Raw genomic sequence first — 14,501 nt, forward strand, 5'->3', positions numbered from 1 at the left:
TAGTAACCTGTGATACTAGTACCATATATAAAAATTCAATTTGCGATGAATAGCAAAAAGCCGCTCAATAGGAGCGGCTTTTTATTTTCTTATAAAGAACAGAAGGTTACTTATCGATAACCTGAATTCACTACTTAGTGAAAACTTCTTTAAAGTCACGCTTCAAGATAGCATCGCGACGAGCTTTCTTGATCTGTTTAACCATGTCTTTCACACAGTTGTGAAGAACTTGGTCAAGAAGTTGAGCGCGGTACTCTTCTTTCTCTTCGTCAGTCATGCCTTCTGGCAGTTTAAGAGTTGGGAACTCTTCCATAACGTTAATACCAGCAAATGACTGGCTTACAGAGATTAGAGCGTGGAACTGTTCGAAGTTGTCTAGAACGTTCTGTGCGCTTGCTGGAAGGCTATCCCATGCTTCGCGTACTGCTTCTTCAGACACCTCGTGAATAGAAGTAACCATGTTGTGCATCTCTTTTGGCACTTCATCAAATTCGATAACTTGACGTAGCTCTGGAGAGATAGTGGTTAAATCGATTTCTTGTTGCTCGTTGTTTGTAGCGTCTGACATAGTATTTCTCTTCAAAAAGAAACAATGCTAAAAAGATCTGTAAAAAAGTCAATATAATATAGAGACGACCGCATGAATTAGCGCCAGTTTTAGGCTATTTTCATAGTTCAACACAATATAAAGGTGACGTAATGGCAGAAATGGGATCATCAATGCGTATATTGCTTGTCGATGACGTTCAATTAGATCGAATGCAGCTTGCTATTCGTCTTAAACAGATAGGTCATGAAGTTGAAGCGGTAGGCAGTGGCAAAGAGGCTTTAGGCATTTACTCTCAGTTTGATCCTGAACTCGTCCTTTTAGATATCAGTATGCCGGATATGGATGGTTTCGAAGTGGCGAGAGAGATCCGTCGTCAATTTCTTGATTGGATCCCAATTATCTTCTTGAGTGGTCATGATGAACCAGAAATGATTGCAAAGGCTATTGATGCTGGTGGTGATGACTATCTGATTAAGCCTGTAAATAAAGTGGTCCTAAATTCTAAACTGATTGCGATGCAGCGTATTGCCGCGATGAGACGAGAGTTAAAACAGAGTACCGCCAAGTTAGAAGAGCTAAATTTGCTCCTGAAACAACAGGCAAATGAAGATGGCTTAACCAAGCTTTACAACCGCCGTTACATGGATACTAAGCTTGAAGAGAGCATAGCATGGCATGGCCGTAGAAAAGCACATATGACCATCATCCTTCTCGATGTCGACTTCTTCAAACCGTACAACGACAATTATGGCCATATACAAGGCGATAACTGTCTGCAAGCTTTAGCCAGCACCCTCAAAAAGTTGTTTGTTCGTGCCGGTGAGTATGTAGGGCGTTATGGTGGTGAAGAGTTCATCTTGATACTCGGTGATACAGATAGAAACTTTGCAGAGCAACAAGCTCAGCGGATTCAAGAAGCGTTAGAGAAGATAAACCTCAAACATGAACATTCAACCGTGTCAGATAGGGTTACAGTGTCACAGGGTGTATTGACGTTTGTCCCGACAGGTGATGAGTCTATAGAGGGTAGTTATCAAGCGGTTGATAATGCGCTTTATCTAGCTAAAGAAGGTGGCCGAAATACTTATGTATTGCGCGACATCGCTGAGATTAATCGTTAGTAGCAGTAATCTATATGTGTACTTAAAACTATACCCGTACTGAAAATTATGTTTTCGATAAAGAAAAACAGTGGAGGGCAATGATAGTCTAGTGGTAAAGTCGGCCGCCGTTTTTATTGGCTATTGCCGTTTTATTCATTGTTGATAGAGGATTTTCTTTTTGGATCTTCGGTACTTACCTGTAGTGTTTTTCATTCCATCGCTGGCTTGTGCAACGAGCTTAAACGATGTTGTGCGGAAAGATCTTGAACAGAACTTTGCAACAAACGTTGTCCTCAGTGATTCCGACGTATTCACATTCGGCTTTCATAACTTCGACCCTAATAAAGTCTTTAAAATCGACAACGAAAACATTGGTACGACGGAATCAATCAGCCGACGCAAAGATATTGCCGCGCTGAGTTTACCTTACACAATTGAATTACCATCATATATTGAAGACAACCGACAAGAACTAACATTGCGCTTGTCGGCTCTTAGTATCGACCAAGATGTTGATTTATCCTCGGGGACAACCCCAGATGCTTTAAGCGAATATGTCGTCTCAGGTTATGTAGAATTTGCCAACGTAAATCAGTTAGACGAGCATTGGAGCGTCAACACTGCCATTGGTAATCACATTTCCTACTATCGTAACGACTATACCTACAGAAGCGGAATCCTAGAGCCTTATCGCAGTGTCTTGGATGGCTTCATCGTCAATACCGATGCTTGGGCCTATATTGTTGAACCGAATATTAAACTCACCTATCAAGATCTACATGATTGGGGACGGCTCAAGATAAGCTCGAGTTGGCACTACTTCTACGGTTATGGTTGGGGCGAAGCTAATGAAGGGGATGTAGGAAACCCAGAGGGGTGGTATCTCGCCAATGAAGTTAAAGTTTTCTACGATTTGATCTCATGGCGTGACAATGTCACATCAATGTACTCTAGCGTTCGCAGAATCGATGTTGGCGGTGACACCTCAGCGCCACTAGGCACACACTCATATTATGAGGCTAGCCTAGGGTGGTTGTTAGACCCCGATTTACTTAATGACTGGGTCGACAATGTAGGCATCGGGCTTACCATAAATTACGGCAGCTCTCTTAAAGGGGGGAGCTTAGTGATCTTTTTCAATCAAGACTAATTGCCGTTTGTCTATTCTTTGCTAATAGACAAGCGGTTACGACCTGCTTTCTTTGCTTTGTACAAGGCATTATCCGCAAGCTTCATCACTTCTTCTGGCTTTTTGGTCGTTTTGCTATCAGCTAGGCCGATGCTGACGGTCACGTTAACGATTTTGGACTTAGCTGGGCCACGACCACGGTTTTTGCTTCCCGTCTCATCGCAATTTGGACGAGCTTGGTTGTCGCGAATTGTAATGTCGTACGCTTCTATGTCTTTAATCAACTCATTTAGATGGGTGACGACGTGTTTTGCCTGTTTACGCTTGTAGATAATCGTAAACTCTTCGCCACCATAACGATAAATACGCGGGCGACCAGAAGTAAGCTTCATGCGGCTTGCAACTAGCTTGAGCACCTCGTCTCCAATGTCGTGACCGTAAGTATCGTTAAAAGATTTGAAGTGATCGATATCGAGCATAGCCAGAGAAAACTTTCGTCCTAAATGCTTCATGTCACTCTCTAGCGCGTGACGTCCAGGGATATTAGTCAATTGGTCGTTAAAAGCTAAAGCATGGCTAGCTGACATCATGTAGATGATGATGAGTATGCCAGACAAGGAGAAAAGCGTGCTTGAGATATACTGAACATCAAAAAATACAAAGGTAGCACTCGCCATAATAATCGAACTGTAGACCACAACATCAATAGGGCGGTTGTACATTAGGACTAAGATCGCTGTAAGGCCTGATAAGCAAAAGCTATACATCACCAGTACGAAAGGAATCTTTGAGAGGGCTGGGAATGTAAACAATATTCCCTCGCTCCACGAGTCAAATCCGCCATCGTAAAAATGACTAATGATTAACTGCGACCAAGCAATAAACAAAGCGATTGCTGCGAGATAAAAAGTGGTCGTACGTACAGATAGCGCCGTATTAGGAAAGGCGTAAACTAATAAGCAAGACACGGGTAGTAGTGTCGCTAATAAAGAGAGCTCTAGTAAGGTCGTTCCGGTATTGATGGGAGTCTGAAGGCGAGTCTGAATCACAATGTATGCGATAAGCATAGTCACTGAGACCATTGCCATTCGCCCTTGCTTAAACGTAAAGCATAAGATGCCCGCTACCGACAAAAGAATGTAAGGGAGATTGTTAGCAAAGCCGCGATTAGATTCCGCAATTAAGATGATGTTGTTCATACCGACGAGCAGTATGCAGAGTATAAGTAAGGGGAAGCTAAAACGAAACAAACTCGACGTTACAAACGAAGATGACATTTATGTGGAGTGCCTGACTAAACTGATGATTCTATAACTAAAGTAATAAGGTAGGATACGGCTTAAATTTCAATTGCCAAGCTTTTTACCCAAATTTCGACAAAAACATAGTGGTGAGTTATGAATAATGCAACAAGGTTGATATCTTTGTTGTTGATATTACTGGTATAACAGACTAAAAGTTAACTAGGATTAATCTAGTCACCAATCGTCAATCATGGAGAGAGAAGATATGCAGATCAGTGTTGACGTGCACAACTATATGGAAACACTTGTTGGCCAGGTGCTGACGACAGAAGAGTATGTTTCAAGTTATTCTCAGGAGCAGTTGGCCGATCTTGCGTGCTTAGCTCTAGGTCAGTTAAAGCCGATTTACATCCGCTACGATATTGATTTTTTGGCAGCGTTACCCGAAGAAAAGTTAGTTCTATACAAAAGAAATAGTGAGATCGCGGTCAAAAATGCTGAAGCGATGATTCTAGATGACCGTAGGAAAAATCGCTCACAAGAGATCCCGATTATCTTCTCACATCACAATTTTGACGATGATGTTGAACTCGATTGGTATGAAAAGCCACTGTTGAAGAACAACTAGTCGTGGTACGTTAGATGAGTCCTTGGTTGTTCAATTAGGAGTATAAAAACGTGGGATTTTTTTCAAAGCTATTTGGAAGTAAAGAGAAAACCGAACAAGCCGTTGTTGTGGAACCTGTAGAATATAAGGGTTTCAATATCTATCAAGAAGCGTTGCCCGAATCCGGACAATACAGAGTCGCTGGGCGTATCGAGAAAGAAATTGATGGTGAAGTAAAATCTCACCGTTTCATTCGTTCTGATGTTGTTTCAAACAAAGACGACGCCAACGAACTGATGCTGAAAAAATCTCAAATGTTTATCGATCAAATGGGCGATAACATTTTTAGCTAGCCAATTAGTGTTAGACTTGATGTTGGTCATAATTTTAAGAGCTTTCAGTGTATATGCTGAAGGCTCTTTTTAGTTTTTAAGGAAAAAGAGCAGCTAGATAGTTGTTATTTAAGGGATTAATTTTAAGTGGTTTGACCTCTTAACCTGATTTGGTTGTCTTTTAGCCCCTCAAAATGGATGAAATTGCATCCAATCCGTTATATGTAATAACTTTTTCTGTTCTTTGAATAAAACGCTTGAAGTATTAGTTGTCGTTAGATACAAACGAATAAGTCATTGTGCCAATAGTCAAGGAATAGCTATGCAAATTGGTGTACCAAAAGAAACCCTCGCAGGTGAAACGCGAGTCGCTGCTTCTCCAAAATCGGTAGAACAGCTTTTAAAGTTAGGATTTGAAGTTTGTGTTGAAACACAAGCAGGCGCTTTAGCAAGTTTTGATGACTCAGCTTATGAAGAAGCTGGCGCTAAAGTTGTCTCTGCTGATCAAGCTTGGGAATCCGATATTATCCTCAAAGTCAATGCTCCTATTGTTGACGAAAATCTTGATGAAATCGCGCTTATCAAAGAAGGTGCGAGCCTGATCAGTTTTATCTGGCCAGCTCAAAACCCAGAATTGATGGAGCAGCTGTCTAGCAAGAATATCAATGTAATGGCAATGGACTCGGTGCCGCGTATTTCACGTGCCCAAGCATTGGATGCATTGAGTTCGATGGCGAATATTGCGGGTTATCGTGCTGTTGTTGAAGCTGCTCATGAGTTTGGTCGCTTCTTTACAGGTCAAATTACCGCAGCAGGTAAAGTTCCACCGGCCAAAGTACTGGTTGCGGGTGCTGGCGTTGCGGGTCTTGCCGCCATTGGTGCTGCTGGTAGTCTAGGCGCAATCGTTCGTTCATTTGATGTCCGCCCAGAAGTAAAAGAACAAGTCGAGTCGATGGGCGCTGAATTCTTAGAAGTGGATTTCCAAGAAGACACCGGCGCTGGTGACGGCTACGCGAAAGAGATGTCTGATGAATTCAATAAGAAAGCAGAAGAACTCTATGCCGCGCAAGCGAAAGACGTTGATATCATTATTACAACCGCATTGATTCCAGGTCGTCCTGCACCGAAGCTAATCACTAAAGAGATGATCGATAGTATGAAGCCGGGTAGTGTGATTGTTGACCTTGCTGCGGCTAATGGTGGTAACTGTGAATACACGGTTGCAGACCAAGTAATCACAACAGCAAATGGCGTTAAGGTTGTTGGTTACACCGATATGGTAGGTCGCCTTCCAACTCAGTCTTCACAGCTATATGCAACTAACCTTGTTAACCTACTAAAACTCCTTTGCAAAGAGAAAGACGGTAACATCAATATTGATTTTGATGATGTTGTTCTTCGTGGTGTGACTGTGGTTAAAGAAGGTGAAGTGACTTGGCCTGCGCCACCGATTCAAGTTTCGGCCCAACCTCAACAGGCAAAACCGCAAGCTGCACCTGCTGAACCTAAAGTTGAAGAGCCAAAATCCCCAGCGAAGAAAATTGCAGGCATGGCGATCGCTGTTGGTGCCTTTGCATGGATTGCTTCTGTTGCTCCGGCAGCGTTCTTATCGCACTTCACGGTATTTGTACTGGCTTGTATTGTCGGTTACTACGTAGTTTGGAATGTTAGCCACTCACTACATACACCATTAATGTCGGTGACGAATGCTATTTCAGGCATCATTGTTGTTGGTGCGTTACTTCAAATCGGTCAAGGCAGTGGGGTTGTTACCTTCTTGTCGTTTATCGCCGTGTTAATTGCAAGCATTAACATATTTGGTGGCTTTACCGTTACCAAACGTATGCTTGAAATGTTCCGTAAAGACTAAGGAGTATAACGGATGTCTGAAGGATTAGTACAAGCAGCATACATCATCGCTGCTGTATTCTTTATCATGAGTCTTGCTGGGCTTTCTAAGCAAGAATCGGCTCGTGCCGGTAACTACTACGGTATTACTGGTATGGCAATCGCTCTGTTTGCAACGATCTTTGGCCCTTACTCTGAAGGTCTGGTATGGATCATTATTGCAATGGTGATCGGTGGTGGTATCGGTATCCACTACGCGAAAAAAGTAGAAATGACTGAGATGCCAGAACTGGTTGCAATCCTACACAGTTTCGTAGGTATGGCGGCAGTATTGGTTGGCTACAACAGCTATATTGATGCACCAGAAGCAGCAACACACGCAGAGCACGTTATCCATCTTGTGGAAGTTTTCCTTGGTGTGTTCATTGGTGCAGTAACGTTTACTGGTTCTATTGTCGCATTTGGTAAGCTGCGTGGCATTATTTCATCGTCAGCATTGAACATCCCTCATAAGCACAAATGGAATCTCGCTGCGATCGTTGTTTCGACTTTGCTTATGATCATGTTCGTTAAAGCTGACGGCAGCATGTTTGCTCTGATTGTGATGACGTTGATCGCATTCGCATTCGGTTACCATTTGGTTGCTTCTATCGGTGGTGCAGATATGCCGGTAGTGGTTTCTATGCTTAACTCTTACTCAGGCTGGGCTGCCGCCGCAGCTGGTTTCATGCTAGCAAACGACCTGTTGATCGTAACAGGTGCTCTAGTAGGTTCATCAGGTGCAATTCTGTCTTACATCATGTGTAAGGCGATGAACCGCTCATTCGTTAGTGTTATCGCTGGTGGCTTTGGTCAAGAGGTTACTGTATCTGGTGATGCTGAAGAGCAGGGCGAACACAGAGAAGCGTCGGCTGAAGAAGTCGCTGAAATGTTGAAAGGTTCTAAGTCTGTCATCATCACTCCTGGATACGGCATGGCCGTAGCGCAAGCTCAGTACCCTGTGCATGAAATCACTGAAAAGCTTCGTGCCCAAGGTGTTGAAGTGAGATTTGGTATCCACCCTGTAGCGGGTAGGTTACCGGGTCACATGAACGTATTGCTTGCAGAGGCTAAAGTACCGTATGACATCGTTCTAGAAATGGACGAAATCAACGACGACTTTACAGAGACAGATACCGTTCTAGTTATTGGTGCAAATGACACAGTTAACCCTGCAGCGTTAGAAGATCCAAATAGCCCGATCGCAGGCATGCCTGTATTAGAGGTTTGGAATTCGCAAAATGTTATTGTGTTCAAGCGTTCTATGAATACCGGTTACGCAGGTGTACAGAACCCACTGTTCTTTAAAGACAACACTCAAATGTTGTTTGGTGATGCAAAAGAGAGCTGTCTAAGCATTCTAGAGCACTTATAAGAAACCGTTAAATGACAAGGGACTCGATTGAGTCCCTTTTTTTGGTTAGTGCTTTTACATTCATATAAATTATTGCCACATAATTGATGACAGTTATCGGATTGCTAAGGTAAAAATTTATCTTTGATAGCGAATGGTATATATTTGATTTATCTGTATGAATTAGCGCTTGGCTTGTGACGATTAAACAAACATTATCATTTATTACATTAAGCTTTTTCGTTTCAGCAACTGTTTTCGCTGATTCGTTGCCTGAGCGTATCGATCATTTTACTAAGTTGTTTGATCATGAAACGGCGGTCGAATCCTACGACATTCGTGTACTGCAAGCCGACTACCCAACCAGCCTAATCATGCCATCAGCTATGCTACCGCAGACGGCAAAGTATCCGCTGAAGGATATTCAAAGGCTATATCAATTATCGAAAACGTGTAGTGGAAAACTACCGCTTAGCCCTTTAATTACCGAGCCTTTAGTGTTTACACGAGCCATGTGTAAAGGGACAGTGTTATCGGATCGCTGGTTCAGTCGTAGTGGTTTGATTCACCCTGGTGGCGGTTCATACGCAGCACGTTACGTAGAACAGTACCCAGAAAAGTTTGAATCGCTAAAGCGCTTTATGCACATTCAAGAGCGCCCAAATGAAGATCATGATGAGCTTCTGACTCGCCTAAAACACATGAACAGCGAAGCGATTACCGCATTACTGGCTGGTGCGAGCATGTTTGTAGAGCTCGATGAACTATGGCTTAAACGCGGTGATCGATACTATTTGTATCAAGAACCAATCTGGACTGAGAACGCACAGTTAGCCGGACTTTCATATCGCCTGTCAGATGAAGACAATAGCTGTTTCGTTCAGCGAGGCAATATTTGTTGGGAGATCGAAGATCACTCAGAGCTGCTTCAAATTGCGATGATTGTTCTAGTGGTTGCGAATATCTTGTTGGTGATTGGCTGGTCTATCTATCGTTGGAACGTACGCAAACAAGAGATGAAGAGTCGTATGTTAGTACTGCAGATCCTAACGCACGAACTTAGAACGCCTATCGCGAGCCTGTCATTGACGGTAGAAGGTTTTAGGAGAGAGTTTGAACACCTTCCTGAAACGGTTTATGACGAATTCAGACGCCTTTGCGAAGATACACGCCGATTAAGGCAACTTGCCGAAGCAAGTAAAGACTACTTACAGTCAGATAATCAACCTCTCGCTACAGAGTGGGTACCAAGCGTACAAGAGTGGTTGGAATTTAAAATTGAAGAGGAGTTTGGTCCTGATATCAAACTTGTCATTAACCAAGACATCGCTGCGAAAGTAAACGTTTATTGGTTAGGAACTTGTATCGATAACTTGATCAGAAATGCGGTTAAGTACGGAGTTCCACCAGTTACGCTTGATCTCACGACTTCTGACAAGAAGCTGACATTCAAAGTGATAGATAATGGAGACTTGACCCGCAAAGACTGGGGGCAGTTACGCAAACCGTTTGTAAGTAAGAGCGGTCTTGGTTTAGGCCTAACGATAGTTGAATCTATGGTTGGGAAAATGGGTGGACATATGACTCTCATCGGGCCCCCGACAACATTTATTTTGGAGATACCTTGTGAAACAGACATTGCTTCTCGTTGAAGATGATAAAAACTTAGCTGATGGTCTTCTAGTTAGCCTAGAGCAAGCTGGATATGAATGTTTGCATGCAGAACTCATCTCTGAAGTTGAAGGCTACTGGGAACAGGCTGATCTGGTAATCCTCGACCGTCAACTTCCAGATGGCGATTCAGTGGATTCTCTACCTGGTTGGAAAAAGAAGAAAGATATTCCAGTTATTCTGTTAACGGCACTTGTTACAGTAAAAGACAAAGTTGCAGGTTTAGATTCTGGTGCTAATGACTACCTAACAAAACCGTTTGCAGAGGCTGAACTATTTGCACGTATTCGCGCGCAACTTCGTTTACCAGATGCAGAAGAGCAGGATAGCTCTAAAGTTGTTGCTCAAGACTTAGTTATCGATAAAGCAACACGTGAAGTCTTCTTTAAAGATCAAGAAGTAACATTAACTCGTACGGAGTTTGATTTGCTTCTATTCTTAGCGAGCAATCTGGGGCGCGTTTTCACGCGTGATGAACTACTTGATCACGTGTGGGGCTATAATCACTTCCCAACGACTCGAACTGTTGATACGCACGTACTTCAGCTTCGTCAAAAACTGCCTGGTTTAGAAATTGAAACACTACGTGGCGTTGGCTACAAAATGAAAGCGTAATAATGAAACGAAAAGCACTTCCACTATTACTGATGGCCATGACCAGTTTCCCTAGCTCGGCAACCGAGTGGTTTACTGGTAGTAATGCATTAACACAGGTCCATAAGCATATATTGAATGATAACTTGACGTTGATGTTCGATTCATTGGTGGAAGTGTGGCAAAGCAATACTTCTAAGGTGCGAGAACAGCACCTTAATGAACTATTCAATCAGGCGCTGAACAAAGATTGTGGTAAGACGTTAACCAAGAATACTTTGCCTGATTGGATAAGTTCAGTCGTAATAAAGCGACACATGATTCAAAGCCCTGGCAGAGATACGTTTCGCTTAGTCATCGACTTAGAGTCTACTGAAAACATTCAAAACATATCCCTAGACCAGTGGGTTGATAAAACTCTGTCATCTGATAGCCAGATGACTAAAAGCGCTAAAAAAGTTGAGAATAGCGATGCTTATTTGTACAACAAGCGCTATAACTTGTCGTCACCTGTTCAGTCCGGCTTGTATCGTCTAAGCGTCAAAGTTGAAGATGGAGCAACTTGGAGTACTTGGGTTATTTTTGGTGAAGTACAGCTCAAACAACAAGTACGCTGGGCATCTAAAGACTCCTGGCGCATTGATAAGAAAGAGCTTTTAAATCCGTATTGTCCGTTGCCGCGCTTGGAAGTTGGGCTTTATGATTACGTCAATGAACGCTATGAGCGTGTTTGGGGTAAGAGCTATGAGTCAGATTATCCAATGCAACTAAAGGGTGAAGACATTCCAAGTGATCGCTACGTTCTGGCCGTTTCAATGGCACACGCGCGTTGGCAAGGTGATATAACCATCGAACAGACACAAACGATAAGTAAAACGTATGATATTTCTAGCGAGGAGGAGTTAAAGTAAATTACAATCATGCCGATAACAATGTAAAGGACTTAACAAAGAACTATCAGCATGAACAAAACGACAAAACTACTCGCAACGTCAATAGCCTTAGCTAGCCTTCCTGCGACTGCAGCAAACTATGCCATCGAAGCGCGCGGAGACGCTATGGGTGGCGTTGGTGTTGTATCAGCTAACTTCTTAACAGCCCCATTTTATAATCCAGCTTTAGTTGCTATTTATCGTCGTAACGATGACTTAGGTATGATCACGCCAAGTTTTGGTGGTAACTACAACGACCCTGATGATATGAAATCAAATATCGATGCGGTCCTAGACGCAACTACCAGTGCTGAAATCACAAATGCATTAAACAAGCTCGATGGCAACCAAGCAAGCGTAGACCTAGGCGGTGTTGTTGCTTTCGCGATTCCAAACCAGTTTGTAGCTGCGAACGCTTTTGCAAAAGCCTACACAGAAAGTTTTGCCTCACCTGATGTTTACAATAATGTAGGTGCTAGCGACCAACAGAAACTCGAATTATCTGCCGTTGAAGCCGTGTCTATAGGTGTAACTGAGGTCGGGTTGTCTTTGGCAAAGTATCAAACTTTTTTGGGACAACACCTATCATTTGGTGTTACTCCAAAGTTACAAAGAATCTATACATATAATTATGTTACTGACATCAATAACTATGACCTTTCTGATGTGCGTGAAAATGGTGAAGGTGAAACGGCATTTAACATTGATGCGGGAGCACTTTGGTTCTTTGGTCCGTTTAGGGTAGGTTTCTCAGCAACAAATTTAATTTCACGTGATATCGTAACGAAAGATACTACTAGAACATTAACGAGTGGTGGTCAAAGCAATGATGTTGGTGGTCAATACTCTTATAAGCTTGAACCTGTTTACACCGTCGGCGCAGGCATAGTAGCTGACTACTTCACATTAAGCGTTGATTACGATATCAATGAAGCTGAAAAGTTCACAAGTTTTGATGACAATGAGCAGATGATTCGTGTTGGTACCGAGGTGGACATTTTACGTCAACTGAAGCTGAGAGGAGGGTACTATAAGAACCTAGCTTATTCTGGTTCAGAAGGTACTGTTACAGCTGGTATCGGACTATCTCCTCTAAATCTATTCCAGCTTGATATTAGTGCTAACTATACTAACGAAAATGCAATGGGCGCTTCTATCAATTTCCTTGCTAGTTACTAATTGTGCCTATATAGTTCAGCTCCAAAGTAAAAGGAGCTGAACATGCTAAACGACTTACCAACACTGACTCACGAAGAACAACAAGCTGCTGTTGAGAGAATTCAAGAACTCATGACCAAAGGTGTTAGTACAGCAGAAGCTATCAAGATAGTGGCTCAACAAATTCGAGAAGAAACAGAAACTAAAGAGTAGGGCATTAAGCCCTTCTTTTTTACTCATTAGCGCACTATAACTAAAATTTTCTTTTCTATATCTACGACCTCTCAACCTCCAAGTTAACGACAAAACCTTCTCTCCATAAAAGAAATAATCATAAAATCAGCGCCTTAGTGTGGTATAAAATTCCGCGGAAAACCCAACACAACCAGGCGTGTAATAAAATTTCATCTCACATTACATCAGGTTGCCCATATGTATTCCCGCTCCAAACCTTGGTGTCAATTTATATGGCGCTGATTGATTCTGGGTGCTTGGTATTTGTTAAGTGACTGTTTTAATTGATATTAAAAGGATTTCGGTGTGACAATTATTCTGACTTTGAATCAAGTGATAGATTGGTGTTACGTGAACTTAGAAAGTAATAGTTGTGGGATTTAAGTTATATAGCGCTTTGATGGACTGAACGGTTAAAGGTAGACAACTCTATTGCGACCTTGGTTCTTTGCTTGGTAGAGAGCTGTATCAGCACGCTTGATCGCGGTACGCATCGATTCCTTTCGCTCCAATTGAGTTAAGCCAATAGACGCAGTGATCTCTAATGATTGCGGCCAAAGATTACGAGCCATGGCATCCATAAACTCCGATATCTTATCGTTACACTGTGACGTAGTTTGCTCTAAGCATACTAGTAAGAACTCTTCGCCACCCCAGCGATACATTAAATAGTTTTCATTGAAGACTTGTTCAGATAGGTCGGAGAAATCCCGTAAGACACTGTCGCCAATGTCATGGCCATGTGTATCATTGACCAATTTGAAATGGTCTAAATCGAATAGCGCGACATGAATAGCCTTACCTTGTTGTATAAGCCTTTCGAAGTCATAGAAGCTGTCCAAGGCTTGAGTACGATTTCTTGCTCCCGTAAGCGGGTCGGTTGTTGCTTTAACTCGAAGCTCAGCGATCTCGCGCTTGAGGCGGATCGCTTTGGCATCAGAAACCTTACGACAACGATGTATTTGATACATAGAACCCGCTACGTAATAAATTGCGAATGCTACCCATATGCCGATCAAAACTCTGATGAGCGTTAAGTGTGAAATAACTTTTCCGTGAAAAACTATGCTATGGACAGTTAACTGATGAAGTCCCTCTAGAGTACTCGAACCTAATCCAAGTTCTACCGATACGGTATTGGTGATATCCACTCCACTGTTGGCAATTGGATGTTTGTAGAAGTCAACCCACCATAAAGGTACGTTGAAATACTTTAAATCAATATTTTCTTTGTCATTAAGCGAAAAGTCGAATCGGTTAAATTTATTGGATATCGGGTCTTCAATAACACTGTACGCATCATTGTGATTTCTCGCGTAAAACCTAAAGCGGGGATTCTCTTGGCCTTCGTAATCCATATTGATGGTGACAGAGTCGTATTTGGAAAGATCTACGCCTTGTCCGTCTTCTGATATAACAAACTCAACCTCACAGAAAGGCGAACGATAATCTCTTTTAAAGTTGCAGTGTAACGTTATTGAATCATTTTCTTGCGTAACATAACCGCGTGTACCGCCACCATAGTCTTGATCGGTATTCACTTTGAACTCGAAACGTTCAGGCGTAATGGTAAAGCTTTTATCCATACCTATGTGGAATGAGATTAGAGAAAATGCAGTGATTGCGAGACATGTTACCGCTAGGAACACATTAAGCTGTCTAAATGTTCTTTCGTTCATTAATCAAATCCGTGGGAATTGTTCTAT

14 protein-coding genes are annotated in these 14,501 nt (G+C 42.4%); 11 read left to right on the forward strand and 3 right to left on the reverse strand.

The window, feature by feature from the left end:
• Window positions 1–130: 130 nt before the first annotated feature.
• On the reverse strand, window positions 131–568 hold the full coding sequence (locus FIV04_RS22190; protein WP_150869563.1) for a DUF3069 domain-containing protein: 438 nt from the start codon (window positions 566–568) through the stop codon (window positions 131–133).
• 131 nt (window positions 569–699) lie between these two features.
• Here FIV04_RS22190 and FIV04_RS22195 point away from each other — a divergent pair, with 131 nt between their 5' ends.
• A complete protein-coding gene (locus FIV04_RS22195; protein ID WP_253895475.1) occupies window positions 700–1,671 on the forward strand; it encodes a diguanylate cyclase in 972 nt (323 codons plus the stop codon).
• A 160-nt stretch (window positions 1,672–1,831) separates the two neighbouring features.
• On the forward strand, window positions 1,832–2,803 hold the full coding sequence (locus FIV04_RS22200) for a Solitary outer membrane autotransporter beta-barrel domain (RefSeq protein WP_253895477.1): 972 nt from the start codon (window positions 1,832–1,834) through the stop codon (window positions 2,801–2,803).
• 11 nt (window positions 2,804–2,814) lie between these two features.
• Here FIV04_RS22200 and FIV04_RS22205 read toward each other — a convergent pair whose 3' ends face one another.
• Entirely contained in the window at window positions 2,815–4,059 is a 1,245-nt protein-coding gene (locus FIV04_RS22205) for a GGDEF domain-containing protein (protein ID WP_152470577.1), read from the reverse strand.
• Between the two features lie 232 nt (window positions 4,060–4,291).
• On the opposite strand from FIV04_RS22205, the gene FIV04_RS22210 reads away from it, so the two are divergent.
• The 9 genes from FIV04_RS22210 (at window position 4,292) to FIV04_RS22250 (ending at window position 12,774) form a co-directional block, all read left to right on the forward strand.
• On the forward strand, window positions 4,292–4,654 hold the full coding sequence (locus FIV04_RS22210; RefSeq protein ID WP_152470578.1) for a late competence development ComFB family protein: 363 nt from the start codon (window positions 4,292–4,294) through the stop codon (window positions 4,652–4,654).
• Window positions 4,655–4,704: 50 nt separating this feature from the next.
• Window positions 4,705–4,986, forward strand: coding sequence for an HlyU family transcriptional regulator (locus tag FIV04_RS22215; protein ID WP_152470579.1), 282 nt, complete (start codon window positions 4,705–4,707; stop codon window positions 4,984–4,986).
• 301 nt (window positions 4,987–5,287) lie between these two features.
• Window positions 5,288–6,835: a Re/Si-specific NAD(P)(+) transhydrogenase subunit alpha gene (gene pntA / locus FIV04_RS22220; RefSeq protein WP_152470580.1), complete on the forward strand. Its 1,548-nt coding sequence runs from the start codon at window positions 5,288–5,290 to the stop codon at window positions 6,833–6,835.
• 12 nt (window positions 6,836–6,847) lie between these two features.
• A complete protein-coding gene (gene pntB / locus FIV04_RS22225) occupies window positions 6,848–8,227 on the forward strand; it encodes a Re/Si-specific NAD(P)(+) transhydrogenase subunit beta (protein WP_152470581.1) in 1,380 nt (459 codons plus the stop codon).
• Window positions 8,228–8,409: 182 nt separating this feature from the next.
• Window positions 8,410–9,858: a sensor histidine kinase VxrA gene (vxrA, locus tag FIV04_RS22230; RefSeq protein WP_253895558.1), complete on the forward strand. Its 1,449-nt coding sequence runs from the start codon at window positions 8,410–8,412 to the stop codon at window positions 9,856–9,858.
• Window positions 9,833–10,492: a response regulator transcription factor VxrB gene (gene vxrB, locus FIV04_RS22235; protein ID WP_032552526.1), complete on the forward strand. Its 660-nt coding sequence runs from the start codon at window positions 9,833–9,835 to the stop codon at window positions 10,490–10,492. Before vxrA ends, vxrB begins: the two co-directional genes overlap by 26 nt.
• A 2-nt stretch (window positions 10,493–10,494) precedes the next feature.
• Window positions 10,495–11,382 (forward strand): DUF2861 family protein, encoded by an 888-nt coding sequence (locus tag FIV04_RS22240; protein WP_152470583.1) that lies wholly within the window; start codon window positions 10,495–10,497, stop codon window positions 11,380–11,382.
• Between the two features lie 51 nt (window positions 11,383–11,433).
• Window positions 11,434–12,582 carry a conjugal transfer protein TraF gene (locus tag FIV04_RS22245; RefSeq protein ID WP_152470584.1) on the forward strand — a complete coding sequence of 383 codons (1,149 nt, stop codon included), beginning with the start codon at window positions 11,434–11,436 and terminating at the stop codon, window positions 12,580–12,582.
• 42 nt (window positions 12,583–12,624) lie between these two features.
• On the forward strand, window positions 12,625–12,774 hold the full coding sequence (locus FIV04_RS22250; protein WP_152470585.1) for a YoaH family protein: 150 nt from the start codon (window positions 12,625–12,627) through the stop codon (window positions 12,772–12,774).
• Window positions 12,775–13,208: 434 nt separating this feature from the next.
• Here the strand turns inward: FIV04_RS22250 and FIV04_RS22255 are convergent, their stop codons facing one another.
• Complete coding sequence (locus FIV04_RS22255) at window positions 13,209–14,474, reverse strand: GGDEF domain-containing protein (RefSeq protein WP_152470586.1); 1,266 nt, start codon at window positions 14,472–14,474, stop codon at window positions 13,209–13,211.
• Between the last annotated feature and the right edge of the window lie 27 nt (window positions 14,475–14,501).

The organism is Vibrio sp. THAF190c, assembly GCF_009363355.1.
Classification (GTDB): Bacteria; Pseudomonadota; Gammaproteobacteria; order Enterobacterales; family Vibrionaceae; genus Vibrio; species Vibrio fortis_A.

Coding starts and splice junctions, on each gene's coding strand:
- FIV04_RS22205 (WP_152470577.1), bottom strand. CDS start 4,059: ATGTCATCTTCGTTTGTAACGTCGAGTTTGTTTCGTTTTAGCTTCCCC.
- FIV04_RS22210 (WP_152470578.1), top strand. CDS start 4,292: ATGCAGATCAGTGTTGACGTGCACAACTATATGGAAACACTTGTTGGC.
- FIV04_RS22240 (WP_152470583.1), top strand. CDS start 10,495: ATGAAACGAAAAGCACTTCCACTATTACTGATGGCCATGACCAGTTTC.
- pntB (WP_152470581.1), top strand. CDS start 6,848: ATGTCTGAAGGATTAGTACAAGCAGCATACATCATCGCTGCTGTATTC.
- pntA (WP_152470580.1), top strand. CDS start 5,288: ATGCAAATTGGTGTACCAAAAGAAACCCTCGCAGGTGAAACGCGAGTC.
- FIV04_RS22250 (WP_152470585.1), top strand. CDS start 12,625: ATGCTAAACGACTTACCAACACTGACTCACGAAGAACAACAAGCTGCT.
- FIV04_RS22195 (WP_253895475.1), top strand. CDS start 700: ATGGCAGAAATGGGATCATCAATGCGTATATTGCTTGTCGATGACGTT.
- FIV04_RS22255 (WP_152470586.1), bottom strand. CDS start 14,474: ATGAACGAAAGAACATTTAGACAGCTTAATGTGTTCCTAGCGGTAACA.
- FIV04_RS22190 (WP_150869563.1), bottom strand. CDS start 568: ATGTCAGACGCTACAAACAACGAGCAACAAGAAATCGATTTAACCACT.
- FIV04_RS22245 (WP_152470584.1), top strand. CDS start 11,434: ATGAACAAAACGACAAAACTACTCGCAACGTCAATAGCCTTAGCTAGC.